We start from the raw sequence: 24,604 nt of genomic DNA on the forward strand, positions 1-24,604 counted from the left end.
ATAATAAAATATAGTGCGACAGATAAGCACGGAAGAAACTGTAAGGAGTGGTTTGGAAAAATGGTACGCAAGAAGAAGGCCGCAGAGCCCCAGGGCAATGAGGAGCTGTTTTTGGCGCTGGGCATGCTGGAGAAGGAAAAGGGCATTCCCATGGACTTTATGCTGGATAAGATAAAGAAGGCCATCGGAACTGCCTGCAAGAATACCTATAATAATGAAGATGTGGACATGAAGGTGGACCCGGGCACCGGGCGCTTTGAGGTATACCTGCTGAAAACCGTTGTAGAGGAGATAGAGGACCCAGATAAGGAGCTGCTCCTGGAGGAGGCGAGGCGGATATCCCCCATGGCCATGGTGGGCGGCACCGTGGGCATAAAGCTCGACACCAAGCAGTTTGGCCGGGTCGCGGCCCAGACAGCCAGGAATATAATCCGGCAGGGTATCCGTGACAGCGAGCGGGGCCAGATGATGCAGGAGTTCCAGAGCAAGCACCAGGAGCTTGTCAGTGCCCTTATTGAGAGGGTAGACCCCAGGACCGGGGCCCTGACCCTGCGCATAGGCAAGGCCGAGGCGGTGCTTCCGAAGACCGAGCAGATAGGCGGGGAGAGCGTGCACGAGGGAGACTACATAAAGGTCTATGTAGTCGATGTGCTGGAGGGGCTCAAGGGTCCGAAGGCCATAATTTCCCGCACACGCCCGGAGCTGGTGAAGCGCATGTTTGAGACCGAGGTGCCGGAGATATATGACGGCACGGTGGAGATAAAGGCCGTAGCCAGGGAGGCAGGCTCCCGCACGAAGCTAGCCGTCCTGAGCCATAACCCTGATGTTGACGCAGTGGGCGCATGTATAGGTACAAGGGGCGCCAGGGTCAACGAGATAGTTGAGGAGCTGGGCGGCGAGAAGATAGACATAGTGGAGTACAGCGAGGACCCCGGCAAGTTCATTGCGGCGGCCCTGTCCCCGGCAAATGTGCTGGCGGTGGAGCTCTCGGAGGGGGATTTGCGGGCCTGCAGGGTCACCGTGCCGGACAGCCAGCTTTCCCTTGCCATAGGCAATAAGGGGCAGAACGCCCGGCTTGCGGCAAAGCTTACCGGCTGGAAGATAGATATTAAGCCCGAGAGCGGCTTCTATGGAGAAGACGAGTAAAGCATAGATAAGGAAGTGAGCCCCATGCACCAAAGGAAGACCCCCATGCGCATGTGCGCCGGGTGCGGCCAGATGAAGCCAAAGCGGGAGCTTATGCGCATTGTAAGAGCCCCGGAAAAGACGGACGAAAACGGCGAACCCCTGCCACGGCCCATAGAGCTGGACATGACCGGCAAAAAGCCCGGGCGGGGAGCGTATATCTGCCGGGACCCGGAGTGCCTTGTAAAGGCCAGGAAAGCAAGGCGGCTGGAGCGGGCCTTCTCCTGCAAGATACCGGACGAGGTCTATGAGCGGCTGGAGGGGGAGATGGCGGAGAATGGATAAGGTGCTGTCACTGCTGGGGCTGTGCCGAAGGGCGGGAAGGCTCCAGGCGGGCTTTGACGTATGCAGGGAAACAGCCAGGGCAAAGAAGGCCGCGCTGCTCATAGCAGCCGGGGACGTGTCGGAGAAGACCTATAAGAACTTACGGTATGAGGCCGGGCGGGCGGGGATACAGGCCGTCCGAATCCAGGCCGGTATGGCAGAGCTTAGTAAAGCCTGTGGGATAAAGGCCGGAGTGGTGGCTGTGACCGACGAGGGGTTTGCAGGCGCGCTTTTGAAGGAATACGGGGAACTACCCGAGAGCCAACAGCGAGAGAAGGAGGAATAAGCCTATGATGATAAAGTACAGGGTGCGGGAGGTAGCAAAGGACCTGAACCTCACCAATAAGGACGTAATAGATACGCTGGCGAAATACTTCCCGGAGCCGAAGAAATATATGACGGCCCTGGAGGAAAAGGAGCTGGACATCGTCTTTGAGACATTCACCCAGGAGAGGAATCTGGCCAGCCTGGATGAATATTTCGCCCAGAGGGAGCTGGGCCCTGAGCCCAAGGGGGAACAGGAGCCCGAGGCCTCCGGGAAAAAGCCGGCGGAGCCGAAGCCCGCGCCGGCTAAGGAGGGCGGAAAGAAGCAGGCTCAGCCTAAGGACAAGGAAGCCCCCAAGGGCCAGCCGGCCCCGGCGGCAGCAAAGCCCGCCGCAGAGCAGCAGGCGGGGCAGAAATCCCAGCAGAAGCCTGCCCAGCCGGTGCGCGAGCCCAAGGCGCCCACACGCCGGGTGGTGGATACCCGCTCAAGCAATGTGAATATTGACAAGTATAACGAGAAGTATGACCGCCTGGCGGACCAGAAGGTGAGCGCAAGGCAGGACAACGCCGTTACCAAGCAGAAGTTCACAAACAGGAACCAGCAGAGAAGGGGCCAGCAGCGGAGAGGCAAGCGGGAGACCGAGGCAGAGCGCCTGCGCCGCATAGCCATGGAGCGCAAGGCAAAGCATATCACCATCGAGGTGCCCGACGAGATAAGCGTTGGGGAATTTGCCCTGCGCCTTAAAGTAGCAGCGCCCGAGGTGATAAAGAAGCTTATGGGCCTGGGGGTATTTGCCGCCATAAATGATACCATCGACTTCGACACCGCCGTGCTCATTGCCGACGAGTTCCACGCCAAGGTGGAAAAAGAGGTTGTTGTAACTATTGAGGAGCGTATTATAGACGACAGCGAGGACGACGAGGCCAACCTTGTGACCAGAGCCCCGGTGGTGGTAGTCATGGGCCACGTGGACCACGGCAAGACATCGATACTGGATGTGATACGCCACTCCAACGTCACAGAGGGCGAGGCCGGAGGCATTACCCAGCATATCGGTGCTTATAGAGTCAAGGCGGGCGACAGGGACCTTACCTTCCTGGACACCCCGGGCCATGCGGCGTTTACCACCATGCGGGCCAGGGGGGCGCAGGTTACTGATATAGCCGTACTGGTCGTAGCTGCGGACGACGGCATTATGCCCCAGACCGTTGAGGCTATAAACCACGCCAAAGCGGCAGGGGTCAGCATTATAGTGGCTATAAACAAGATGGATAAGCTGGGCGCCAACCCGGACAGGGTCAAGGAACAGCTGACGGAGTACGAGCTGGTGCCTGAGGAGTGGGGCGGCGATACCCCCTGTATCCCGGTTTCCGCACACACAAAAGAGGGCATAAATGACCTGCTTGAGATGATAACGCTTACCGCCGACATGATGGAGCTCAAGGCGAATCCCGACCGCGCCGCCAAGGGTACTGTAATAGAGGCAAGGCTTGACAAGGGCATGGGCCCCATCGCAACGGTGCTTGTGCAGAATGGTACGCTTCGCGCCGGGGATACTATAGTTGCCGGAGCCACAGTGGGCCGGGTGCGCTCTATGATGGACGATAAGGGCCGCAGGGTCACAGAGGCAGGGCCCTCGGTGCCTGTGGAGATAACCGGCCTTGGGGATGTGCCAGTAGGCGGCGACGTCTTTGACGCCGTTTCCGACGAGCGCCTTGCCAGGGAGCTGGTGGAGCAGCGCCTGAACGACCAGAAGGAGGAGGCCTTCCGGGCCCAGACGAAGGTAACTCTCGACAACCTCTTTGAGCAGATGAGAGAGGGTGAGATGAAAGAGCTGAAGATAATCGTCAAGGCGGACGTGCAGGGCTCGGTGGAGGCCGTGCGCCAGTCGCTGGAGAAGCTCACAAACGACGAGGTGCGTGTGCATATCATACACGGCGCTGTGGGCGCTGTGAGCGAGAGCGACGTTATGCTGGCAAACGCGTCAAATGCCATTATAGTAGGCTTCAACGTGCGCCCCGACCCCGTGGCCGAGGAGAACGCCAAGCGGGACGGCGTAGATATGCGGCTGTACAGGATAATCTACGACTGCATTGAGGAAATAGAAAGCGCCATGAAGGGTATGCTCGCGCCAAAGTTCCGGGAGGTGGCACTGGGCCGGGCCGAGTGCCGGGAGACCTACAAGATATCCAATGTGGGCATCGTCATCGGCGGACATGTCACCGGCGGCAAGATAACCCGCAACGCCCTTGTCCGGGTGGTCCGCGACGGCATTATAGTTGCCGACGACAAAATCGCCTCCCTGCGCCGTTTCAAGGACGACGTAAAGGAGGTCGCGGACGGCTACGACTGCGGCATCACCCTGGAGAAGTTTATAGATATCAAGCAGGGAGACGTACTGGAGGCCTACGAAATGGAGGAATACAGAGACTAATAGCAAAAGCTTCGTCCACCTTTTCAAAGGTGGCAGGGTGTGGGGCAGCGCCCCACGGCCTTGCCGCCAGGCCAAAAAGCAAAAAAGAAAAATATTGCCATTTTATACTAAAATGGCAATAAAAAAGGAGTGAACACCATGCCCACAAACAAACAGGCCCGCACCGCCGGAGACATCAGCCGGGAGCTCTCCGCTATCCTGCGGGAGCTGAAGGACCCCCGGGTAACCGGCTGCTTATTGAGCGTAGTGCGGGTAGAGGTCACCAACGACCTGTCATACTGCACGGCATACGTCAGCACAGTAGAGGGCCTGGAGCGCTCAAAGCAGGCGGCTGAGGGCCTGAAGTCGGCGGCAGGATTTATACGCCGGGAGCTGGGCCATAGGCTGAAGCTCAGGCATGTGCCGCAGCTTATATTCAAGCCCACAGACTCCATTGAGTATGGGGCAAGTATCTCGAAGATAATAAACGATTTGGACATCCCGGAGGCTCCCCCGGAGGAGGATGAAAATGCTGACCTGTAAGGAGGCTGCCGCGCTTATAGGCGGCTGGGACGATATACTGGTAATATGCCACGAGAACCCGGACGGGGACGCGCTGGGCTCCATGTCCGGGTTGGTGCGGGGGCTGCGCTCTCTGGGAAAGAGGGCGGGCTGGTACTGCGCCAGCCCCCTGCCCGAGAAGTTTGCGTATCTTTTCCAAGGACTTGAGGAAATTGACTTCGCGCCGGAGCATATAGTCACGGTGGACGTGGCTGACAGCAAGCTCTTAGGGGACGCCTGGGATAAGTTCGGGGACAGGATAGAGCTGGCCATAGACCACCACGGCACCCATGTGCCCTTCGCAAAGGAGCGCTGGGTGGAGCCGGGAAGCGCCGCCGCAGCAGAGATGGTCTGGCTGCTTTTGAAGGAGCTGGGGGCAGAGCCGGATGAAGCTGCCGCCGGGTGTTTATATACCGGCATGGCCACCGACACCGGCTGCTTTCGGTACAGGAACGTGACCCCCCGCACCCTACGGGCGGCAGCTGACGCCCTGGAGGCCGGAGCTCCGGCAGGGGACATAAACCAGAGGAACTTCGAGACCCGCACCCGGGCCTCTATGGAGGCCGAGAAGCTTATAACTGACACCCTGGAGTTCCACTGCGGGGGCAGGCTGGCAATTATCCGGCTTCCCCAGTCGGTCTACGAGAGCACAGGGGCCAGCGAAAATGAGCTGGACGGCGTAGAGAGCCTGCCAAGGCAGATAGAGGGTGTGCTTATCGGCGTCACCGTGAAGGAGCGCCCGGAGGGTAAGATAAAGATATCCCTGCGCTCAAACCCTCCGGTCAATGCCGCGGACATCTGCGGGCGTTTCGGGGGCGGAGGCCATCCCGGGGCGGCGGGATGCAGCTTTGAGGGGATAACTATGGACGAGGCCAGGCAGAGGATGCTTACTGTCTGCCGGGAATACTTACAGGAGATAGGAAGTATCTAAACCCCAATGAACGGAGTTATTATACTGGACAAGCCTGTCGGCTTCACCTCCTTTGACGCAGTGGCAGTCATGCGAGGGCTTGCAAAGGAAAAGAAAATTGGCCACACCGGCACCCTGGACCCTATGGCCACCGGGGTGCTTCCTTTGCTTATAGGGAGGGCGGCAAAGGCCGCCGATTTACTGCCGGACACGGATAAGGAGTACGAGGCAGGGTTTAGCCTTGGTGAGCGCTATGACACAGGGGACGTGACCGGTAAGGTTACAGAGACCTGCGCCGCCAGAGTGCCGGGAGAGGCCATAGTGCAGGTAATCCCGGAGTTTTGCGGAGATATCATGCAGGTGCCGCCAATGTATTCCGCTGTGTCGGTAAACGGACAGAGGCTCTATAAGCTGGCAAGGCAGGGCATAGAGATAGAGCGGGAGGCAAGGCCCATACACATAGAGGCTTTGGAGCTGAGAAGCTTTGACGTGGATGGACAGAAAGGCGTATTAAGGGTATCCTGCTCAAAGGGCACATATATCAGGGCGCTTATTGAAGACATTGCAAAAGCTGCCGGCACTCTTGGGACCATGACCTCCCTGCGGCGGGTAAAAGCCTGCGGGTTTACGGAAAAAGAGGCCGTTACCCTGGACGGCCTGCGGGCTATGGCAGCGGAAGGTAAGCTGGAAACAGTCCTGCGGCCTGTGGAGACCCTGTTCAGAGACTACCCGCCGGTGCAGGTGAGCCCGGCCCAGGCCGTAAGGTTCTGCAACGGCGGCGGGCTTGACATAGGGCGGCTGCGTATGCCCAGAATAGCCCTGAGGGAGGGCCAGCGCTTTTGTGTCTACGGCCCCGAGGGGCGCTTTTTAGGGCTGGCAAAAGCCCAGCCGGAGATAAACCAGCTGGGCTTTTTAAAGCTGTTTGCAGAGGAAAAGTGAGAGTATAAGGGAGGGGAGGACTCCATGGAGATACTGGAGACCCTGGACATAAAAGACAATCCCCCTGCGTCCCTGGCGCTGGGGACCTTCGACGGCCTGCACCTGGGGCATAGGGCGGTGATTGAGGCGGCGCTGGGCTCGGAGTACAGCCCGCAGGTGTTCACATTCAAAAAGAGCCCCTCAGGAGACCCGGCGCTTATGACCCCAGAGGACAAGGCGGCGGCGCTTGAGTCCATGGGCATAGAGCGCGTGTACTCTATGGATTTTGCAGAGCTCCGGGACATGGAGGCTGAGAGGTTCGCAGCGGACATCCTGCTGGGCCGGCTCAATGCAAAGCGCCTCTGCTGCGGCGGGGACTTCCGCTTCGGAAGGGGGGCGGCGGGGGATACTGAGCTGCTTCTGAGAATGTGTGAGGCGTCCGGGACACAGCTTATAGTTGTCCCGCCGGTGCTGGACGGCGGAGGGAAGGTGAGCTCAACGCGCATAAGAAAGGCGGTTGCCGAAGGGGATATCTCCACAGCAAACCGTCTGCTTGGCAGGGCCTTCGGCTTCTCCCTTGAGGTAATACACGGAAACCATATAGGCCGCGGGCTGGGAACGCCGACTATAAACCAGGCCCTGCCCGAGGATTTGGCATTGCCCCGGTTCGGAGTATATGCCGCCTGGTGCCGGACAGACAGCGGCAGGTACTATGGCGTGTGCAATATAGGCGTGAAGCCCACCGTGGGCTCAGACAGAGTGCTGGCAGAGACCTGGATGCCGGAGTTTACCGGGGACCTGTACGGCCAGAGGGTCCGGGTAGAGCTGGTGGATTTTATACGTCCCGAAAAGAAATTCTCCTCCCTGGATGAGCTCAAGGAGGAGATAAAGCGCAACGCCAAAACAGCGAAGGCTATGACGGCAGGCTAACGCCTGAATATAATATCCATCTCGCCGGACTCCGGCGGCTGGAAGAGGTCTTTGAACTTCCCTAGGAGGCCCTCGTCCACATAATAGCTGTCGTCCTCACCGGCAAGGACAGCTTTATTCCTGCGGACGATATTCTCCTGCCAGACCTCATCTGGCACGTCAATATAGTGCCACTCATATGCAGCGCCGCGCTCCCGGAAAAATTCACTTGCCTCAAGGCGCGCGGACCTTGTCCAGAAGCCCCAGTCCAGTATCACGTCGGCCCCGGCTGAAAGGGCCTCGGCAGCCTTATCCAGCAGATATGACTGTATTTTGGCTGAGACAATATCGTGGCTCTCGCCTAAGCTTTTGTCGAAGACCCGCTCGGTTACTTCGTCCACAGACAGCAGCAGGGCCGGAGAATTTTTCATAAGCTCCCGGCAGTACCAGCTTTTTCCGCTGCACAGCTTGCCGCATATCAGCATAACCTTTGCCATCACTCCACCTCCTTCCCGGAAAGCAGCGCCAAAGCGGTGCGGTCATACTCAGGCATTGCCTTTTTCAGGGAGACCGGGCGGCCTGAACTGTTTATGAAGCAGTGGTGTGTTCTGCCCTCGCAGCGGCACTCACCGGTCTTCTTGTCTGTCACCTGGTAGTAAAAGGAGATGCGTGTGCGGGAATAGTCCGAAAGCTCTACGGCTATATCCACGGTATCCCCAAAGCGGCACATGGAGTGGTAATCCGCCTCCACGCTGAGCACCGGGCTGACAATGCCCGCCGCCTCAAGGCCCTCATAGGGGAAGCCGCTCTCCTTCATGAAATGGACCCGGGCCTCCTCAAACCAGCGGATATAGTTGGAGTGGTGCACACAGTCCATGCGGTCGGTCTCATAATAGTGGACAGGTCGGGTGTATACGGTCATGATAACCCAGCTTTCTTTAATATAATATAGTAGGTGATATTTATGGGCAATGGGGTGCTGATATTGATATCCGGTCCCTGCGGCTCGGGGAAGACTACGGTTTCCCGGCTGCTGGCCGACGGCAGCAGACTCCCCTCAGTACATATGCACACAGATGATTTCTATGAGTACATACGCAAGGGCTATATCCCTCCATGGCGGGAGGATTCCGGGGACCAGAACGAGACGGTGATGAACGCCATATGCGCCTGTGCCAGGGAATACGTCCAGGGAGGCTATATGGTCTATGTGGACGGGGTTATAGGCCCATGGTTCCTGGCCCCCTGGCGGGCGCTGGCAAAAAGGGGGCTGGACCTGCGCTATATAGTCCTTAGGCCGGATAAGGGGGAGACTATGACCCGGGCTGCGGAGCGAGAACAGCGCGAGGAGTCCTCTCTGCAGCCGGAAAACGTCGCCTTTATGTGGGATATGTTCGCGGACCTTGGGGAGTATGAGCACCACGCTGTCAACACCGCAGGGCAGTCACCTTATGAGACCGCGGCTTTAGTCGGCAGGGCTCTGGACGCAGGCCTGTACAGGATATTATAGCATATAGGGCAAAAAAAAGCCAGTGGGGAAATATGGCCTGGAGTTAGGGCCAGAAATCACACAAATAGTATGATTTAGCTATATTTTCACAATAAATACACCATATATTGTTAATGCCCAGCCTGTTGATTTTTTGGTCGAAAAATGTTATCATTTCTATAAACCCATAAATCAGGACAGGAGAAACCAGGGAAAGGAAGCTGCCGCAAAGTATGAGAATAGGTTTGGATGTTGGCTCCACCACGCTGAAATGTGTTGTATATGACGGAGATAAGCCGGTATTTAAGAGATATGAGCGCCACTACTCCCAGATAGCAGAGAAGGCCTCAGCCATGCTAAGGCTTATCGGGGAGCAGCTGCCCGGGCTCGATAGAGCGGGGCTGTGCGTGTCCGGCTCGGCAGGCATGGGCCTTGCGGAGGACTTAGGTATCCCCTTTGTCCAGGAGGTCTACGCCACCCGCACGGCGGTGGTGAAATACATGCCGGACGCTGACGTTGTCATTGAGCTTGGAGGCGAGGACGCGAAGATTCTTTTCCTCTCGGGCTCCATGGAGGTGCGTATGAACGGCTCCTGCGCCGGAGGCACCGGGGCCTTTATCGACCAGATGGCCACGCTATTGGACATAACTCCAGGCGAGCTGGACGAGATAGCCGGCAAAGCCGAGCGCACATACAGCATAGCCTCCCGCTGCGGCGTCTTCGCCAAATCCGATATCCAGGCCCTGTTAAACCAGGGCGCCCAGAAGGACGACATAGCCGCAAGCATTTTAACAGCGGTTGTAAACCAGACTGTAGCAGGGCTGGCCCAGGGCCGGGAGATAGAGGGGAACATAGTGTATCTTGGAGGGCCGCTCACCTTCCTGCCCCAGCTGAGAAAGGCTTTTGATGAGATACTGGGGGTCAGGGGCATATGCCCTGAGGACTCCCTGTATTACGTGGCGGCAGGCGCGGCGCTGTCTGATGACTCAGAGGAGTTCGACCTGGCGGAGATAACCGGGCGCATAGGGAACTACAGCTCCAGCCACAGCTACCAGAGCAGCGAGGCGCTGTTTGCAGACGAAGACGAGTATAAGGAGTTTGTGGAGCGCCATAAAATGGACAGTGTGCCCACTGACGGCAAGCTCTCCGAAGACGGCACAGCCTATGTGGGTATAGACGCCGGGTCCACCACGGTGAAGGCCGTGGCAATAAACTCAGCCGGGGATATAGTCTGCTCAAGGTATCTCCCCAATAACGGCAACCCGGTCCCACTGGTGAGGGATTTCCTTCGGGACCTCTACAGGGATTTTCCCGATATACACATAAAGGGCGCGGCTTCCACAGGCTACGGCGAGGAGATAATTAAGAATGCCTTCGGCCTGGATTTAGGAGTTGTTGAGACCATTGCCCATTTCACCGCGGCGAAGAAGTTCCAGCCTGAGGTGGATTTCATCATAGACATTGGGGGCCAGGATATCAAGTGCTTCAGGATAAAGGACGGCGTTATCGATAATATCTTCCTCAACGAGGCCTGTTCCTCCGGCTGTGGCTCATTCTTACAGACCTTTGCAGGCGCCCTCGGCTATGAAATGAACGACTTCGCCAGGGAGGGCCTTTTCGCTGGAAGCCCGGTCGACTTGGGCTCCAGGTGCACGGTGTTCATGAATTCTTCAGTGAAGCAGGCCCAGAAGGACGGCGCTACACTTGGGAATATTTCGGCGGGCCTGTCTATGAGCGTAGTTAAGAACGCCCTGTATAAGGTGATACGTGTGACGGACGCCAGGAGCCTTGGCAGGCATATCGTGGTTCAGGGGGGCACGTTCCTAAACGACGCTGTACTCCGGGCCTTTGAAAGGGAGATAGGCCAGGGGGTGACCCGCCCATCAGTAGCGGGGCTCATGGGGGCCTTCGGCGCGGCCCTCTACGCCATGGAGCGCTCAAAGGGTGAGAGCAGCATTCTCTCCCCCAAGGAGCTGGAGAGCTTCACCCATGAGGTCAAGGCCGTCACCTGCAGCGGCTGCCAGAACCACTGCCGCCTGACGGTAAATACCTTTGCAAACGGGGCCAGGTACATAGCCGGGAACCGCTGCGATAAGCCCCTGCAGAAGCACAGCCCTACCGCAAAATATAACCTTTATGACTACAAAAAACAACTACTGGCAGAATACGGGCCTGCAAAGGGCGGGCGCGGCACTATTGCCATACCTATGGGCCTTAACATGTTCGAGCTCTACCCATTCTGGCACACATTCTTCACGAAGCTTAACTTTGGGGTTATTGCTTCCCCCCATTCCGACCGGCAGCTCTATTTCAGGGGCCAGCACACTATACCCTCAGACACGGTCTGCTATCCCGCCAAGCTTATGCACGGCCATATTGAGGCCCTTATGGACATGAAGCCCGACGCAATTTTCTATCCGTGTATGAGCTATAACGTGGACGAGCACAAGGGTGATAACCACTATAACTGCCCGGTAGTAGCCTATTACCCCGAGGTTTTGGACGCCAACATTACAGCCCTTGAGGACCACCGGTTTATCTACGACTATGTAGGCCTTCACAGGCCCAAGGACTTTCCAAAGAAGATGACCGCCATCTTAGCCAAATACTTCCCGCCTATCCCTGAGCGGGAGGTAAAAGAGGCTGCCGCCGCGGCCTATGGGGAGTACGGAAGGTATATGTCCCGCATACGTGAAAAGGGCCGGGAGTACCTGTCATATGCCAGGGAGAACAGCCTGCCTGTAGTGATTCTCTCCGGAAGGCCATACCATTTGGACCCGGAGATAAACCATGGGATTGATAAACTTATCTGCGAATGCGGGGCGGTCCTGGTGACGGAGGATTCCGTCAGCGACCAGGTGGAGAAATTCCCCACCACTGTATTGAACCAGTGGACCTACCACTCGAGGCTCTATGCCGCGGCAAGGTTTGTTGCAGAGAGCAAAGACCCCCGGGTGAATTTGGTACAGCTGGTGTCCTTCGGCTGCGGGGTAGACGCCATAACCGGCGACGAGGTGCGCTCCATCCTTGAGGAGGGCGGGCGTATCTACACGCAGATAAAGATAGACGAGATAACTAACCTGGGGGCGGTGCGCATTCGCCTGCGCAGCTTATTCGCCGCCCTTGGACTGGGGGAATAATATGACCGAAAACACCGGCCGGGTTGAATTTACCCGGGAAATGAAGAAAGACTATACTATCATCACGCCCAATATGGCCCCGATACATTTCGAGCTAATAAAGGACGTGCTTATAAGCTTCGGCTATAAGATAGACCTGCTCACCACCACAGGGCGGGAGATAGTGGACGAGGGCTTAAAGTACGTCCATAACGACACCTGCTACCCGGCCCTTCTCTCTATAGGGCAGATGATGCACGCCCTCCACAGCGGCAAATACGACCTTCATAAGGTGGCCCTTGTAATGACCCAGACCGGCGGCGGGTGCCGGGCCTCAAACTATATCCACCTGCTCCGCAAGGCTCTGAAAAAGGACGGGCTCGACTATATCCCGGTCATATCCCTGAACCTCTCCGGCCTCGAGTCCAACAGCGGCTTCAAGATAACCCTGCCTCTCCTGCGCAGGGCCATAGCCGCCCTTACCTACGGGGACCTGCTTATGCTTCTGAAAAACCAGGTGAAGCCCTATGAGCTCAACTACGGCGAGAGCGACAGGCTTGTTTCAGAATGGATAAAAAAGCTCACGGAGCTGTTTGAGGAGAACAAGGCCTTCACCCAGAGGGAGGTCCGCGCGTACTTCGACAGGATTACAGAGTCCTTTGCCAATATAAAGGTTGAGCGCACGGAGAAGACCCGGGTGGGCGTGGTGGGCGAGATTTACGTGAAGTACTCGGCCCTTGCCAATAACGGCCTCGAGGACTTCCTTTTTAACCAGGGCTGTGAGGTCATGGTGCCCGGCATAGTGGGATTCATGATTTTCAAGGTGGACAACAGGCTTGAGGATATCGAGCTCTATGGGGGAAGCGCTGCAAAGAAACAGCTCTGCACCATGCTCAAGTGGTATTTTACCAAGTTTGAGCGGGACTTAATAGAGTCTGTAAAAAAGTACCCGCAGTTTATTGCCCCCTCGCCGTACAGCCACTTAAAGGAGCTTGCGGGCCAGGTTATCGGCTATGGCTGCAAAATGGGCGAGGGGTGGCTGCTCACAGCCGAGATGATGGAGCTTATTGAGAGCGGCTTCGAGAATGTTGTCTGTACCCAGCCATTTGGCTGCCTGCCCAATCATATTGTGGGCAAGGGGATGATACGCAAGGTGAAGAAGGTGTATCCCAAGGCCAATATAGTCCCCATAGACTACGACCCCAGCGCGACCAGGGTCAACCAAGAGAACCGCATTAAACTTATGCTGGCAGTTGCCAACACTTAAAGCTTTAGGTGTGATTTATGAAACGAATCGCTGTGCTTTTCGCACTGTTTTTCCTCCTTACTGAGCTCCCCTCCTGCTCATTCACCGGCATTTCCGCCCCGAACCTGATATCACCCCCAAAGGCCAACGCCGACCAGCAGAGCATTTACAGCCTGCTTCTGGGCTCCCAAAGCGAGCTCACGTTTATATACCCCAAAAACGGAGAATACCGCTCCGCCATAATCATGTGTGACTTCACCGGCGACGGCGTTGAGGACGCCATCGGGTTCCACGCCACCGAGGACGGCGGCTCCCAGGTCCAGTTCCTCACAAAGGCCGGGGGCCAGTGGGACGTTGCGGCCTTCTTCAAAAACTCCGCCAGCCAGGTGGACAGGGTCTGCTTCGGGAATTTGCCGGAGGGCGGCAGAGCTGTGTTCATCGGCTGGGGCAGCACCGCGGGCACCACCGGGCGCCTGGCTGCGGCATACGCGTATATTTACCAGCCAAGCGGCGGGATGGTAGAGCACCTTCTTGGCAACTATGGTGAGATGGCTGTTACGGACTTCGACGGCGACGGAGTTGATGAGCTGTTTAAAATTGACAAGTCCGTGCCCACCGAGAAGGAGGGGGAGGAGACTGCCGCGGCAAGGGCCAGCCTTGTGGCCTTTGACAGGGACAAGCCCTATGAGGCGGCGTCAGCCGAGGCGGACAACAGCATATCCAGCTACTCGGGCATGATCTTCAGCAAACTCGGCACCGGAGACCTGGGCGTTGTAGTGGACGGCACAACCGCCGACGGAAGCATGAGCACCCAGGTGTTCTTTATGGAGGAGGGCAGGCTCACAAACTATCCTGTGGGGGTGAACACCGAGGACTATGTAAATGAGTTTACCCGGCCCGCTGCCGCGGCTGTCACCTCCAGGGACATAAACGGGGACGGCTGCATAGAGATACCGGCGGCCGCGCCCTTACCGGCAGCACCGGAGGACGCCGTGCCGGATTCTACTGGATATATGGTGGAATGGCGCTCCCAGGCGCCGGGAGGCCCCAGCAGGGTGGTTATGAGGACGCTGATGAATGTGCGGGAGAACTACTGGTTCAGGCTGCCGTATTATCTCCAGGGCAAGGTCTACGCCGGCAACGATGTGGAGCGCCGGACGGTCACCTATACAGAGGTGAAGTCCACGGAGGACGGGGAGCTGCTGCTTGGAGGGAACCTGTTCTCTGTGAGAGTATTTACCCGCTCGGCCTGGGAGAGCCGGGGGGAGTCCAGCGGCTACACAATGGTCGCGGAGCAGAACGACTCGGTGTACGGCATACAGGTTTACAGCCGGGACGAGCAGGTCAAAAGGTCCACAGACGATATTATAAAGAGCTTTTCGCTTATTGAAGAGTAGAAATTATAATATAAAATAAGTGTACACACTCAAAGGAGGTGCACCCATGAAGAAGGTGCTGGTTGCGGAGGACGAGCAGAATATACGCGAGTTCGTAGTCATCAACCTGGAGCGGGCCGGTTACGAGATAACCGAGGCCGAGAGCGGGGACCAGGCCCTGGAGCTCTACAGGCGCGGAGGCGGGGACTTCCACGTGGTGATACTGGACATCATGATGCCCGGGGCCCGCGACGGCCTTGCTGTCTGCCGGGAGCTTCGGAGCCAGAACCCCACCCTGGGGATAATCCTGCTTACAGCCAAGACCCAGGAGATGGACAAGGTGAGCGGCCTGATGATGGGTGCGGACGACTATGTAACAAAGCCCTTCTCCCCCTCGGAGCTGGTGGCGAGAGTGGACGCCGTATACAGGAGGGTGGCTCTGGCTGCCGAGAGGTATGAGTCCGTGCGGCAGGACCAGCTGGCGGCAGGGGAGTTCACCCTTAACCTTCGGGACCGCTCCTTTACAAAGGGCGGCGCGCCCGTTGAGCTGACCCAGGTGGAGTTCCAGATAATGGAGTACTTCCTTGAAAACCCCGGCATAGCCTTGGCCAGAGGGGATATCCTCCGGCATGTATGGGGCCCGAGCTATGTGGGGGAGGAAAAAATAGTGGATGTGAACATCAGAAGGCTTCGCATGAAGGTGGAGGACGAGCCCTCTAACCCCCAGCATATCACCACAGTATGGGGGCTTGGGTACCGCTGGAAGAACTGAGTGGAGGGGGAGCCGAATGTTTGCCAGAAGCATTTCAAGGCGATGGTTCATAAACACTGTGGGCGCAGTGCTGGTGATACTGGTGGTATTTGTGTCGGCACTGTCCTTTATGGTGCAGAGCTCCACCTATAACGGCATAGAGAGCACTTTGAGGGGGCGCATGGACGAGCTGCTGAACTGGCTCTCCAGCCGCTCGCTGGACTACCAGACCTCGGAGTTCACCGCCGTTACCAGAGACTATATCGAGACCTTCCAGGACAAGGCCAAGATGGAAATAATGGCCCTGAACCGCGACGGCAGGGTATTTATCACCTCCACCGGCTTTGAGCCCGACTACGAGCAGCCCATGCCCGACTACCATATGGCGCTGGCAAGCCCCGACGGCTCCGGGAAGTGGGTAGGGGAGCTGAACACCGGGGAGAAGGTAATGGCTATTACCAGGGTAGTCAGAAACGAGAACGGCAGCCTTGTGGGGTCGGTGCGCTATATGGTATCAATGGAGCGGGCGGACCAGCAGACGCTGACTATAGTGGTGTTTTTAGCCATAGCCGCGCTATTTATCATGCTGCTGCTCACTCTCTCGGGGGTGTATTTCATACGGTCCATCCTGGTGCCGGTGCGCCAGGTGAGCCAGAGCGCCAGGAAGATAGCCCAGGGAGACTTTGAGGTGCGCATAGAGAAGGCCAGGGATGACGAAATAGGCCAGCTATGCGACACCATAAACGACATGGCCGGGGAGCTGGGGGCTGCGGAACGGATGAAAAATGAGTTCATTTCCTCGGTGTCCCACGAGCTGAGAACGCCCTTAACGGCCATAAAAGGCTGGGCAGAGACCCTTAGGGGCGGCGCGGACCCGGCTACGGAGGAGAAGGGCATGGACGTGATAATCCGGGAGTCCGAGAGGTTGTCGGGCTTAGTGGAGGAGCTTCTGGACTTTTCAAGGCTTCAGAACGGGCGTATGCAGCTTTTGAGGGAGAGGATGGACATTCTGGCTGAGCTGGACGAGGCAGTCTATCTTTTTACCGAGCGGGCCCGCACCGAAGAGAAGGAATTGAAATACGAGGAGAATATAATCCTCGCGCCGGTGTATGGGGACAGGAACAGGTTAAAGCAGGTGTTTGTAAACATCATAGACAATGCCCTGAAGTATACCGGTGAGGGCGGGTCAGTTACGGTGTCCTCGGAGCTTACCGGCGAGCAGGTGAAGGTGATAATAGTGGACACCGGCTGCGGGATACCCGAGGAGCACCTGGCAAATGTGAAGAAAAAGTTCTATAAGGCAAATCAGCTGGTCCGGGGCTCGGGGATAGGGCTGGCTGTAGCGGACGAGATAGTAGCCATGCACGAGGGGACGCTGGAGCTTGAGAGCACTGAGGGGAAGGGCACGACCGTGACCATAAGCATACCGTTATGTAAAACTTGACCGGGAAAGGACATTGACTTATGCCAAAGAAAATCACCACTATAGGGGGGCAGGCGCTGATGGAGGGCATCATGATGGTGGGCCCGAAGCGCACCACTGCCGCCTTCTGCGACAGTGAGGGAAACATTACCACCGAGGACCTGCATGTTGACCGGCTCACCAAGAAATACCCAATCCTTGGCAAGCCATTTATAAGGGGGATATTTGCCCTTGTGGACACATTCAGGCTGGGCTATAAGGCCCTCTCCCTTTCGGCGGACAAGCTTACGGACATGGGGGAGGAGGAGCTGACCGGCTTTGACAAGTGGCTTGAGGACCATTTTGGGGACAAGATTACCGGCATAGTTATGGGGCTAGGCTCTGTGCTGGGGGTGGCGCTGGCGGTGCTTCTGTTTTTTATGCTGCCCACATTCCTGTTTAACCTTTTAGAAGGGGCTGTGGGTGAGGGGATAGCCGGGTGGCGCTCCGTATTCGAGGGGGCGCTGAGAATAGCCATCTTCCTGGGGTATGTGCTGTGCGTCTCACTGGTGCCGGACATAAAGAGAGTGTTCCAGTACCACGGAGCCGAGCATAAGACCATCTTCTGCTACGAGGAGGACCTGCCGCTGACAGTTGAGAACGTCCAGCCCCAAAAGCGCTTCCACCCGCGCTGCGGCACCAGCTTCATGATACTTATGCTCCTTTTAGGGATTATTGCCGGCTTCTTTATCCCGTTCGCCAACCCCATAATCCGCACCATAGTGAAGCTTCTGTGCATACCTATTATTGTGAATATCGGCTACGAGGTACAGAAGGCCTGCGCGCGGCACAACAATCTGCTCTGCAGGATAGTTACTGCCCCGGGGCTCTGGATGCAGCGAATCACTGTAAAGGAGCCGGATGATAAGATGATAGAGGCGGCAATAGCTGCCATGCAGGCGGTAATACCGGAAAACGGCGAGGATTTGGTGAAGTGACCGCCCGGGAACTGTACTTATACGCCAGGGCCCGGCTCTCGGAGGCGGGAATAGACTCACCGGGATTTGACGCCTTGCTGCTTACAGAGCATTTCCTGGGCCTGGACAGGCCTGGTCTGGCGTTGCACGGAGATACCGTACCGCCAGAGGAGAAACGGCAGGCGTTTATAGAGGCCGTGGGCCAGCGGGCCGGCCGCAGGCCGCTGCAGTATATCCTGGGGGAGTGGCCCTTTATGTCCCTGACCCTTAAAGTAGGCGAGGGGGTGCTGGTCCCCAGGGAGGACACCGCCGTACTGGTGGAGGCCCTTGCCGCGCGGCTGGACAGGGGAGCCCGGGGGTTGGATTTGTGCGCCGGCACAGGAGCCGTTGGGCTGGGGATATGCTCATTGGCGCCGGGGGCCAGGGTGACATGTGTGGAGCTGGACGGTACGGCTATGGGGTATCTTTGGAAGAATATAGAGAGATATCCGGGCTATAGCTGTACCGCCGTCACCGCGGATGTATTAAGTGCCCCTAAGGGCTTTCAAAATGGGCTTGACTTCATTGCCTCAAACCCGCCGTATATAGCTTCGGATGAGCTCTCTGCCCTGCAGCCTGAGGTACAGAAAGAGCCGTCCCTTGCCCTGGATGGGGGCCGGGACGGCTTGATATTCTACCGCGCTATTCTGAAAAACTGGGCCGGACTGCTGTGTGAGGGGGGACTGCTGGGAGTGGAGATAGGCGAGACTCAGGCAGGGGATGTTTCAGCGCTGTTTGCCCAGCATGGCTTTGAGGACGTCGCCGTGCACAGGGACCTTGCCGGGCTCAACAGGGCCGTCACAGGGGTTAAAGCCTCAGTCTGACAGATTGCGCATTCCCTCGCGGATGTGTTCATAGCTATAGCCCATGCGCTGGAGCGCCGCGTACGCCCGGCGCTTTATTTTTTCGTCCTCCTGCCAGCCGGAGTATTTTTTTTCCAATATCTCCCCTATACGCATGGAAAAAGCCTCAGGGTCCTCATATTCGCTGAGAAGCTCGTCAATAAGCTCCGGGCGTATCCCCTTCTGCCGCAGCTCCTGGCGGGCCCTCATGGGCCCGAAGCGTTTGTGCTCGAAAAGCTCCCTTGCGTACCGCCGCCCATAGTCGTCGTCGTTTACAAGGCCGAGCTCCTCCATCTTCTCTACGGCGGCCTCAGCAGCCTCCCGGGAAGCGGCTGTCCGGGCTATCTTTTCCCGCAGCTCCTTGCTGGTATGGTCCCGGTATTCCAGAAGGTACAGGGCCTTTTCAGTGGCCCGCCTGTTGTCGGAGTCAAGTATGAGCCTATGCAGCTCTTCATCGCTTATCTCGTCACCGGGGGAAAGCCGGGACTTAATGAACACCTCCCGGTCTATCTTAACGGCGGGCTCGCCGTCTATGTATAGCTGTACAAGGCCCCTGCGCCTGGGTTCAACAGCGGTCAGCTCCATCAGTCGTCCACCGTAATGTCAAGGCTGGTATCAGACACAGCGGGCTTCTTGGCCGGAGCCTTCTTATCCTCTGGGGCGGGCTCGGCAGGAGCCTTGTCCACGACTTCGGCGGGAGCGGTCTCATCCTTATCGTCTTTATTGTCCTTGTCCGCCCCCTTGCCCGCCTTCTGGGAATAGAGCTTGCCTACATTCTCCCGCACAGCGGCCTCAATGCTCTCGGCTACCTCCGGGTGTGCGGAAAGGAAGTCCTTCACCTTCTCCCGGCCCTGTCCTATGCGCTCGCCGTTGTAGGAGAACCATGAGCCGCTTTTCTGTATGATTTCCAGCTGTACGCCTATATCCACCAGCTCGCCCATTCTGGAGATACCCTTGCCGTAGAGCACGTCAAATTCAGCCGTCCTAAAGGGAGGGGCGACCTTATTCTTTACAACCTTCGCCTTTGTGTGTGACCCAATAAGCTCCGTGCCGTTCTTTATAACCTCACCCTTACGCACGTCTATGCGCACAGAGGAATAGAACTTCATGGCCCGCCCGCCAGGGGTGACCTCCGGGCTGCCGTACATAACGCCCACCTTCTCGCGCAGCTGGTTTATGAATATGGCAACGCAGTTGGACTTTGAGATGGCTCCCGCCAGCTTCCTTAAGGCCTGGCTCATAAGCCTTGCTTGGAGCCCCACGTGGGAGTCGCCCATCTCTCCCTCTATCTCCTGCTTGGGCACAAGGGCCGCCACTGAGTCCACCACTATCACGTCGATGGCGTTGGAGCGTATCAGGGCCTCGGCAATCTCCAGGGCCTGCTCGCCTGTGTCCGGCTGGGAGACCAGAAGGTCGTCGACCTTGACGCCCAGGGCCGCGGCGTATACCGGGTCCAGGGCGTGCTCCACGTCTATAAAGGCCGCGTTGCCGCCTATCTTCTGCCCCTCGGCTACACAGTGCAGGGCAAGGGTAGTCTTGCCCGAGGACTCCGGGCCGTATATCTCGACTATCCTTCCCCTGGGCAGCCCGCCCACGCCCAGGGCTAGGTCTAAAGATAGGGAGCCTGTGGAGATGGACTCGATGTTTAGGGCGGAGTTCTGCCCCAGCTTCATCACCGCGCCCTCGCCAAAGGATTTCTTTATCTGGGCCAGAGCTGTATCCAGGGCCTTCTGCCGTTCGTCACCTTTATTGGCGCTTGCCGCCTGTTTCTTTTCCGCCATATTTTCATTTCCTCCTGTATCCTGAGACATGTACCTATTATATATGAAAACCCCCTCAAAAGCAAGCTTTTTCCGAAGTGTTTACAAACGTATGTTTCAGTTGCTTTTTCCAATAATTTGCGCTATGATAGTAAAAGATAAAGCTCTGCAACTATGAATATACGGAGGAATTTCCTATGAACAACATCCCCGAGGTCAAGATTGGCGTAGTGGCTGTTTCTCGCGACTGCTTCCCCGAGTCACTGTCTGTTGACCGCCGCAAGGCCCTGATGGACGCTTTTGGGTCAAAATACGGCGCTGAAGCAAAGAGCGTCTACGAGTGCCCCATCTGCATTGTCGAGTCTGAGATACATATGACAGAGGCCCTTGAGGACATCAAAAAGAATGGCTGCAACGCCCTTGTGGTGTACCTTGGCAACTTCGGCCCCGAGATTTCCGAGACCCTTCTTGCCAAGCATTTCGACGGCCCCTGCATGTTCATTGCCGCCGCCGAGGAGTCCGGCGACAACCTTATCGGCGGCCGCGGCGACGCGTACTGCGGTATGCTGAACGCCAGCTATAACCTAAAGCTCAGGGAGATAAAGGCCTATATCCCGGAGGAGCCGGTTGGCGACGCCGGGGACTGTGCCGACCGCATACATGAGTTTATCCCCATTGCAAGGGCCCTGGTGGGCCTGAAGTCCCTAAAAATCATCAGCTTTGGCCCGCGCCCCCTCAACTTCCTGGCCTGCAACGCCCCCATTAAGCGACTCTACGACTTGGGTGTTGAGATTGAGGAGAACTCCGAGTTGGACCTTTTCGAGGCTTTCCATAAGCACGCCGGGGACCCCCGTATAGCCGAGGTCAAGGCCGACATGGAGAAGGAGCTGGGCGAGGGCAATAAGAAGCCCGAAATACTTGAGAAGCTGGCCCAGTATGAGATAACCCTTCTGGACTGGATTGAGGAGCACCGGGGCTACCGCCAGTATGTCACCCTCACCAGCAAGTGCTGGCCCGCCTTCCAGACTCAGTTTGGGTTTGTGCCCTGCTATGTGAACTCCAGGCTTACAGGACGCGGCATACCGGTGTCCTGCGAGGTGGATATATACGGAACCCTCTCTGAATTTATCGGCACCTGTGTCTCCGGGGATATTGTCACCCTGCTGGACATCAACAATACGGTGCCCAAGGATATGTATAAATCCGAGATTGAGGGCAAGTTCCCCTATCAGTTCAGCGATACCTTTATGGGCTTCCACTGCGGCAACACCTGCTCCTCCAAGCTCTGCAGCCCCACCATGAAGTACCAGATGATTATGGCCCGCAGCCTTCCCGAGGAGGTGACCCAGGGCACACTGGAGGGGGATATTGTCCCCGGAGATATCACTTTCTTCCGGCTCCAGTCTACAGCCGACTGTGAGCTCCGCGCCTATGTGGCACAGGGCGAGGTGCTTCCCGTCGCTACACGCTCCTTTGGCGGCATAGGCGTGTTTGCGATAAACGAGATGGGCCGTTTCTACCGCCATGTGCTTATTGGGAAAAACTATCCCCACCACGGCGCGGTGGCCTTCGGGCACCACGGCAAGGCGCTCTTTGAGGTGTTCAAGTATCTGGGTGTGACGGATATAGGGTTCAATCAGCCTAAGGGCATGATGTACCCTGGCGAGAATCCCTTTGCATAAGAGCACGGCAGACAGGCGGGAGCTTACCATCATAGCCGCCCTGACCCTGCTGATTGCGGTCATGGAAATCACAGGCGTACCGAGTGTGTTCTTTGTCAATATACAGATTGCAGACATAGAGCCTTTCTACTTCGCGCTGATGGCGAATTTCCTGATTATAGGTGTTGTAGCCTTTCTCATTCTGAGATTTTTCTGTCCCCAGTGGAGGCTGGGCTTTACAAAGAGCGGCCTCGCGGCAGGACTCAAAGGCTACGGCATCCTCGGCGGGGCAGTGGCGCTCATAGGCCTGATAGCCTTCTGCATAGGCCTGTACCCCTTCGACCGCCAGCCCTCTGCCGCAAAGGTGCTGGTTGAGGGAGTCATATACTATGCCGGCGTGGCTCTGGTCGAGGAGCTTTATGTGCGCGGCCTGCTCCTGAACCTGATTGAAAGACTGCTCGCAAAAAGAAGGGACAGCGCCCTGCTTGCGGTAATAATCTCATCCGTGATATTCGGGGCGGGGCATATCTTCGGCACGCTGGGCCAGCATCCCCTTGTTATAGTAAGCAAGGTCCTCTGGACTGTAGGCATGGGCATGTTCTTCGGGATGGTGTATAAGAAAACCGGCAATCTTTGGATACCAGTCATCATTCATTTCCTTGTGGATGTCTGTGCTCTGCCGTACTGCTTTTCAAGCATGAGAGGATATGCGAATTTGACGCTGTACATCTTGGTGCCTGTCTATATAGCGCTGGGAGTGTATAGCTTTGTACAGATGAAGAAAGCATAAATTAAGGCAGACCTTAACGGTCTGCCAATTTTTTTTGCGCTGCCGCGCACCCAAGACCTTGGGGCTCTGCCCCAAACCCAGAGTTATGCTTTGCATAACTCTCCCACCTCTTGAAAAGGTTGACGAAACTTTTACCCTATGTCACCGCAGCTTCACCGGCCTCAGCACCTCATACCCGATACCCTCCGGGTAATGCCGCTGATAACACTGGCAAACATTCTCGTTCCACTCAAATCGTCCCGCGCCGGCCGCCGTACTGAGCCCGCTGGGGTCTACTTGTTCCTTGCAAAGGTCATAGCTCCAGGCAAGCGCCTCCACCCGGCCCATAACCTCGCCGTTATCCTCCATATAGTCGAAGGGCGGGTGGTAGAACACAAGATAGTAGCTCCCCGGGAACTCCCTCAGCTCAAAGCCCTCAGGCACAGGCCCGTCATAATCCGCGGGCACTCCCATGCCGTAGAAGTAGTGCCGTTCGCCGTTCACATAGTGCCAGCCCGCCGTATGAGGGGTCACCACAGGGTGGGACAGGTGCCTCATGCTCTCCACTGTGCCGCATACCTGGTCACAGCTGTGGCGCTCCCAGAAGGTGCCGTAGCAGACGGCCTCGTTGTCCCATATGCCCAGGTACTTGTGGGCGGGGATATACTCAACTCTCATCCGTGCGTCTCTCAGGTCTTTTGTACTCATTTCATTGCCTCCTTCGCCATGCTTTGTCTCGTTCCTTTGTTCCGCGTACTGCCAGGGGTGGAATACGTCCTTGCAGAGAAACAGCGGCAGAGGCCGGGGATTTAACCGGTATTCCCGGGGAGTGCACCCAAAAGCCTCCTTGAAGGCCCGGGACATGGCCTCCTGAGAGGAAAACCCGGAGTCGAGGGCTATGTCCAGTATGCGGGAATTTTCGTCTCTAAGGGCCAGCGCCGCCATGGTCAGCCGTCTTTTTGCCACGTAGCTTCGCAGGGTTATGCCGCAAATCTGATGGAACAGCGCCGAGCAGTACCAGGGAGAATACCCTACGTACTTCGACAGAGGGAGAAGACCCGGTTCCCCCGAAAGGTTCTGTTCAAGCCACTCTATCATCCTCTGCACTGTCTCGTTGCTCCGGTACATGTTATCACCTCTTAGCTGAGATTAGTATAGCAAAAGGCGTGGGCAGATTGCTTGATATCAGTTGCGGTCTTCAAAGGAGTACAGCGCCCCATCATAATCCTTCACATAGTACCTGATATTCCTCCTGCCCCTTTGCACCACTACATGCCCCTCTGTCTCAAGCCTCTCCCTCTGGGCCTTTATTCCCCCAGGGTACTTTGGGTTTAGCTCTCCCCCAGCCTTCAGCGTGCGCCAGTAGGGGGTCTCGTCTTCGCCCCGCTGAAAGCTGGCCCAGGCGGCGATGGACACGAATATCCCCGCTGTGATAGGCTCGGTGAAGTCCGCGCCGTTTTCCCTTGCAAAATAGGAGCGGATGTCCGTTACGGTGGTGAGCTTACCCTTTGGCACCAGCCTCATGGCCCTGTCGTAGTCAATGGGCGGGGCAAAGTACATCCTGTCCCCGCCGTACTTTTTGATGGTGCCCGGGTCCGCAACTATCTGTATTTTGGGCATATCCTTACTGTCGTTTAGCATAGCGTTGAAATCCTTCTTGTCCTCATTAGCCATGGTATCGCCTCCTG

At 57.0% G+C, this 24,604-nt stretch carries 24 protein-coding genes; 18 read left to right on the plus strand and 6 right to left on the minus strand.

Annotated elements, in window-relative coordinates:
- Nucleotides 1-60: 60 nt before the first annotated feature.
- From nusA to ribF, 8 genes are all read left to right on the plus strand, one after another.
- Nucleotides 61-1,146: a transcription termination factor NusA gene (gene nusA / locus D5270_RS12880; protein ID WP_166544487.1), complete on the plus strand. Its 1,086-nt coding sequence runs from the start codon at nt 61-63 to the stop codon at nt 1,144-1,146.
- 24 nt (nt 1,147-1,170) lie between these two features.
- Nucleotides 1,171-1,470 carry an RNase P modulator RnpM gene (gene rnpM / locus D5270_RS12885; protein ID WP_166544488.1) on the plus strand — a complete coding sequence of 100 codons (300 nt, stop codon included), beginning with the start codon at nt 1,171-1,173 and terminating at the stop codon, nt 1,468-1,470.
- The gene (locus tag D5270_RS12890) at nt 1,463-1,795 is read left to right on the plus strand and encodes a L7Ae/L30e/S12e/Gadd45 family ribosomal protein (protein WP_166544489.1); all 333 of its coding nucleotides are present in this window, start codon (nt 1,463-1,465) and stop codon (nt 1,793-1,795) included. Before rnpM ends, D5270_RS12890 begins: the two co-directional genes overlap by 8 nt.
- A 4-nt stretch (nt 1,796-1,799) precedes the next feature.
- Nucleotides 1,800-4,208: a translation initiation factor IF-2 gene (gene infB, locus D5270_RS12895; RefSeq protein ID WP_166544490.1), complete on the plus strand. Its 2,409-nt coding sequence runs from the start codon at nt 1,800-1,802 to the stop codon at nt 4,206-4,208.
- 138 nt (nt 4,209-4,346) lie between these two features.
- Nucleotides 4,347-4,730, plus strand: a complete 384-nt coding sequence (rbfA, locus tag D5270_RS12900) for a 30S ribosome-binding factor RbfA (protein ID WP_161474883.1) — start codon at nt 4,347-4,349, stop codon at nt 4,728-4,730.
- Nucleotides 4,717-5,679, plus strand: coding sequence for a DHH family phosphoesterase (locus D5270_RS12905; RefSeq protein ID WP_166544491.1), 963 nt, complete (start codon nt 4,717-4,719; stop codon nt 5,677-5,679). The genes rbfA and D5270_RS12905 overlap by 14 nt, the downstream gene beginning before the upstream one ends.
- Nucleotides 5,680-5,685: 6 nt before the next feature.
- On the plus strand, nt 5,686-6,597 hold the full coding sequence (gene truB / locus D5270_RS12910) for a tRNA pseudouridine(55) synthase TruB (RefSeq protein ID WP_166544492.1): 912 nt from the start codon (nt 5,686-5,688) through the stop codon (nt 6,595-6,597).
- A gap of 24 nt (nt 6,598-6,621) precedes the next feature.
- Entirely contained in the window at nt 6,622-7,506 is an 885-nt protein-coding gene (gene ribF, locus D5270_RS12915) for a riboflavin biosynthesis protein RibF (protein ID WP_166544493.1), read from the plus strand.
- On the opposite strand, the gene D5270_RS12920 is transcribed toward ribF, so the two are convergent.
- Complete coding sequence (locus D5270_RS12920) at nt 7,503-7,982, minus strand: AAA family ATPase (protein ID WP_166544494.1); 480 nt, start codon at nt 7,980-7,982, stop codon at nt 7,503-7,505. The genes ribF and D5270_RS12920 overlap by 4 nt on opposite strands.
- Nucleotides 7,982-8,407, minus strand: coding sequence for an acyl-CoA thioesterase (locus tag D5270_RS12925; protein WP_166544495.1), 426 nt, complete (start codon nt 8,405-8,407; stop codon nt 7,982-7,984). The genes D5270_RS12920 and D5270_RS12925 overlap by 1 nt, the downstream gene beginning before the upstream one ends.
- 42 nt (nt 8,408-8,449) lie before the next feature.
- Here D5270_RS12925 and D5270_RS12930 point away from each other — a divergent pair, with 42 nt between their 5' ends.
- The 8 genes from D5270_RS12930 to prmC all read left to right on the plus strand — a co-directional run bounded on the left by D5270_RS12930 (nt 8,450) and on the right by prmC (nt 18,708).
- Nucleotides 8,450-8,995, plus strand: a complete 546-nt coding sequence (locus D5270_RS12930; protein WP_166544496.1) for an AAA family ATPase — start codon at nt 8,450-8,452, stop codon at nt 8,993-8,995.
- A gap of 212 nt (nt 8,996-9,207) precedes the next feature.
- On the plus strand, nt 9,208-12,114 hold the full coding sequence (locus D5270_RS12935) for an acyl-CoA dehydratase activase-related protein (protein ID WP_166544497.1): 2,907 nt from the start codon (nt 9,208-9,210) through the stop codon (nt 12,112-12,114).
- 1 nt (nt 12,115) lies between these two features.
- Nucleotides 12,116-13,360: a 2-hydroxyacyl-CoA dehydratase gene (locus D5270_RS12940; RefSeq protein ID WP_166544498.1), complete on the plus strand. Its 1,245-nt coding sequence runs from the start codon at nt 12,116-12,118 to the stop codon at nt 13,358-13,360.
- 17 nt (nt 13,361-13,377) lie between these two features.
- A complete protein-coding gene (locus D5270_RS12945) occupies nt 13,378-14,736 on the plus strand; it encodes a hypothetical protein (protein WP_166544499.1) in 1,359 nt (452 codons plus the stop codon).
- Nucleotides 14,737-14,782: 46 nt separating this feature from the next.
- Entirely contained in the window at nt 14,783-15,487 is a 705-nt protein-coding gene (locus D5270_RS12950; RefSeq protein ID WP_166544500.1) for a response regulator transcription factor, read from the plus strand.
- Nucleotides 15,488-15,503: 16 nt separating this feature from the next.
- Nucleotides 15,504-16,910 carry a sensor histidine kinase gene (locus D5270_RS12955; protein ID WP_166544501.1) on the plus strand — a complete coding sequence of 469 codons (1,407 nt, stop codon included), beginning with the start codon at nt 15,504-15,506 and terminating at the stop codon, nt 16,908-16,910.
- Between the two features lie 20 nt (nt 16,911-16,930).
- Entirely contained in the window at nt 16,931-17,866 is a 936-nt protein-coding gene (locus tag D5270_RS12960) for a DUF1385 domain-containing protein (protein WP_166544502.1), read from the plus strand.
- Nucleotides 17,863-18,708 carry a peptide chain release factor N(5)-glutamine methyltransferase gene (gene prmC / locus D5270_RS12965; RefSeq protein WP_166544503.1) on the plus strand — a complete coding sequence of 282 codons (846 nt, stop codon included), beginning with the start codon at nt 17,863-17,865 and terminating at the stop codon, nt 18,706-18,708. The genes D5270_RS12960 and prmC overlap by 4 nt, the downstream gene beginning before the upstream one ends.
- Here prmC and D5270_RS12970 read toward each other — a convergent pair.
- Together D5270_RS12970 and recA are read right to left on the minus strand one after the other, a co-directional pair.
- Nucleotides 18,700-19,311, minus strand: coding sequence for a regulatory protein RecX (locus D5270_RS12970; RefSeq protein ID WP_166544504.1), 612 nt, complete (start codon nt 19,309-19,311; stop codon nt 18,700-18,702). The two genes, prmC and D5270_RS12970, sit on opposite strands and share 9 nt — an antisense overlap.
- On the minus strand, nt 19,311-20,507 hold the full coding sequence (gene recA, locus D5270_RS12975) for a recombinase RecA (RefSeq protein ID WP_166544505.1): 1,197 nt from the start codon (nt 20,505-20,507) through the stop codon (nt 19,311-19,313). The genes D5270_RS12970 and recA overlap by 1 nt, the downstream gene beginning before the upstream one ends.
- A 176-nt stretch (nt 20,508-20,683) precedes the next feature.
- Between recA and D5270_RS12980 the strand changes: the two genes are divergently transcribed.
- Both D5270_RS12980 and D5270_RS12985 read left to right on the plus strand, forming a co-directional pair.
- Nucleotides 20,684-22,168, plus strand: coding sequence for an L-fucose/L-arabinose isomerase family protein (locus D5270_RS12980; protein ID WP_166544506.1), 1,485 nt, complete (start codon nt 20,684-20,686; stop codon nt 22,166-22,168).
- Nucleotides 22,161-22,937 carry a CPBP family intramembrane glutamic endopeptidase gene (locus D5270_RS12985; RefSeq protein ID WP_166544507.1) on the plus strand — a complete coding sequence of 259 codons (777 nt, stop codon included), beginning with the start codon at nt 22,161-22,163 and terminating at the stop codon, nt 22,935-22,937. The genes D5270_RS12980 and D5270_RS12985 overlap by 8 nt, the downstream gene beginning before the upstream one ends.
- 141 nt (nt 22,938-23,078) lie before the next feature.
- On the opposite strand, the gene D5270_RS12990 is transcribed toward D5270_RS12985, so the two are convergent.
- Together D5270_RS12990 and D5270_RS12995 are read right to left on the minus strand one after the other, a co-directional pair.
- Nucleotides 23,079-24,044, minus strand: a complete 966-nt coding sequence (locus D5270_RS12990; RefSeq protein WP_166544508.1) for a helix-turn-helix domain-containing protein — start codon at nt 24,042-24,044, stop codon at nt 23,079-23,081.
- Between the two features lie 57 nt (nt 24,045-24,101).
- Nucleotides 24,102-24,590 (minus strand): MGMT family protein, encoded by a 489-nt coding sequence (locus D5270_RS12995; RefSeq protein WP_166544509.1) that lies wholly within the window; start codon nt 24,588-24,590, stop codon nt 24,102-24,104.
- Nucleotides 24,591-24,604: the final 14 nt, after the last annotated feature.

Source organism: Acutalibacter sp. 1XD8-36 (assembly GCF_009917525.1).
In the GTDB taxonomy this organism is placed as follows: Bacteria; Bacillota; Clostridia; order Oscillospirales; family Acutalibacteraceae; genus Acutalibacter.

Bases quoted from the DNA above. Each gene is read 5' to 3' on its own strand.
- nusA (WP_166544487.1), top strand. From the start codon at position 61: ATGGTACGCAAGAAGAAGGCCGCAGAGCCCCAGGGCAATGAGGAGCTG.
- rnpM (WP_166544488.1), top strand. From the start codon at position 1,171: ATGCACCAAAGGAAGACCCCCATGCGCATGTGCGCCGGGTGCGGCCAG.
- D5270_RS12890 (WP_166544489.1), top strand. From the start codon at position 1,463: ATGGATAAGGTGCTGTCACTGCTGGGGCTGTGCCGAAGGGCGGGAAGG.
- infB (WP_166544490.1), top strand. From the start codon at position 1,800: ATGATGATAAAGTACAGGGTGCGGGAGGTAGCAAAGGACCTGAACCTC.
- rbfA (WP_161474883.1), top strand. From the start codon at position 4,347: ATGCCCACAAACAAACAGGCCCGCACCGCCGGAGACATCAGCCGGGAG.
- D5270_RS12905 (WP_166544491.1), top strand. From the start codon at position 4,717: ATGCTGACCTGTAAGGAGGCTGCCGCGCTTATAGGCGGCTGGGACGAT.
- truB (WP_166544492.1), top strand. From the start codon at position 5,686: ATGAACGGAGTTATTATACTGGACAAGCCTGTCGGCTTCACCTCCTTT.
- ribF (WP_166544493.1), top strand. From the start codon at position 6,622: ATGGAGATACTGGAGACCCTGGACATAAAAGACAATCCCCCTGCGTCC.
- D5270_RS12920 (WP_166544494.1), bottom strand. From the start codon at position 7,982: ATGGCAAAGGTTATGCTGATATGCGGCAAGCTGTGCAGCGGAAAAAGC.
- D5270_RS12925 (WP_166544495.1), bottom strand. From the start codon at position 8,407: ATGACCGTATACACCCGACCTGTCCACTATTATGAGACCGACCGCATG.
- D5270_RS12930 (WP_166544496.1), top strand. From the start codon at position 8,450: ATGGGCAATGGGGTGCTGATATTGATATCCGGTCCCTGCGGCTCGGGG.
- D5270_RS12935 (WP_166544497.1), top strand. From the start codon at position 9,208: ATGAGAATAGGTTTGGATGTTGGCTCCACCACGCTGAAATGTGTTGTA.
- D5270_RS12940 (WP_166544498.1), top strand. From the start codon at position 12,116: ATGACCGAAAACACCGGCCGGGTTGAATTTACCCGGGAAATGAAGAAA.
- D5270_RS12945 (WP_166544499.1), top strand. From the start codon at position 13,378: ATGAAACGAATCGCTGTGCTTTTCGCACTGTTTTTCCTCCTTACTGAG.
- D5270_RS12950 (WP_166544500.1), top strand. From the start codon at position 14,783: ATGAAGAAGGTGCTGGTTGCGGAGGACGAGCAGAATATACGCGAGTTC.
- D5270_RS12955 (WP_166544501.1), top strand. From the start codon at position 15,504: ATGTTTGCCAGAAGCATTTCAAGGCGATGGTTCATAAACACTGTGGGC.
- D5270_RS12960 (WP_166544502.1), top strand. From the start codon at position 16,931: ATGCCAAAGAAAATCACCACTATAGGGGGGCAGGCGCTGATGGAGGGC.
- D5270_RS12970 (WP_166544504.1), bottom strand. From the start codon at position 19,311: ATGGAGCTGACCGCTGTTGAACCCAGGCGCAGGGGCCTTGTACAGCTA.
- recA (WP_166544505.1), bottom strand. From the start codon at position 20,507: ATGGCGGAAAAGAAACAGGCGGCAAGCGCCAATAAAGGTGACGAACGG.
- D5270_RS12980 (WP_166544506.1), top strand. From the start codon at position 20,684: ATGAACAACATCCCCGAGGTCAAGATTGGCGTAGTGGCTGTTTCTCGC.
- D5270_RS12990 (WP_166544508.1), bottom strand. From the start codon at position 24,044: ATGTACCGGAGCAACGAGACAGTGCAGAGGATGATAGAGTGGCTTGAA.
- D5270_RS12995 (WP_166544509.1), bottom strand. From the start codon at position 24,590: ATGGCTAATGAGGACAAGAAGGATTTCAACGCTATGCTAAACGACAGT.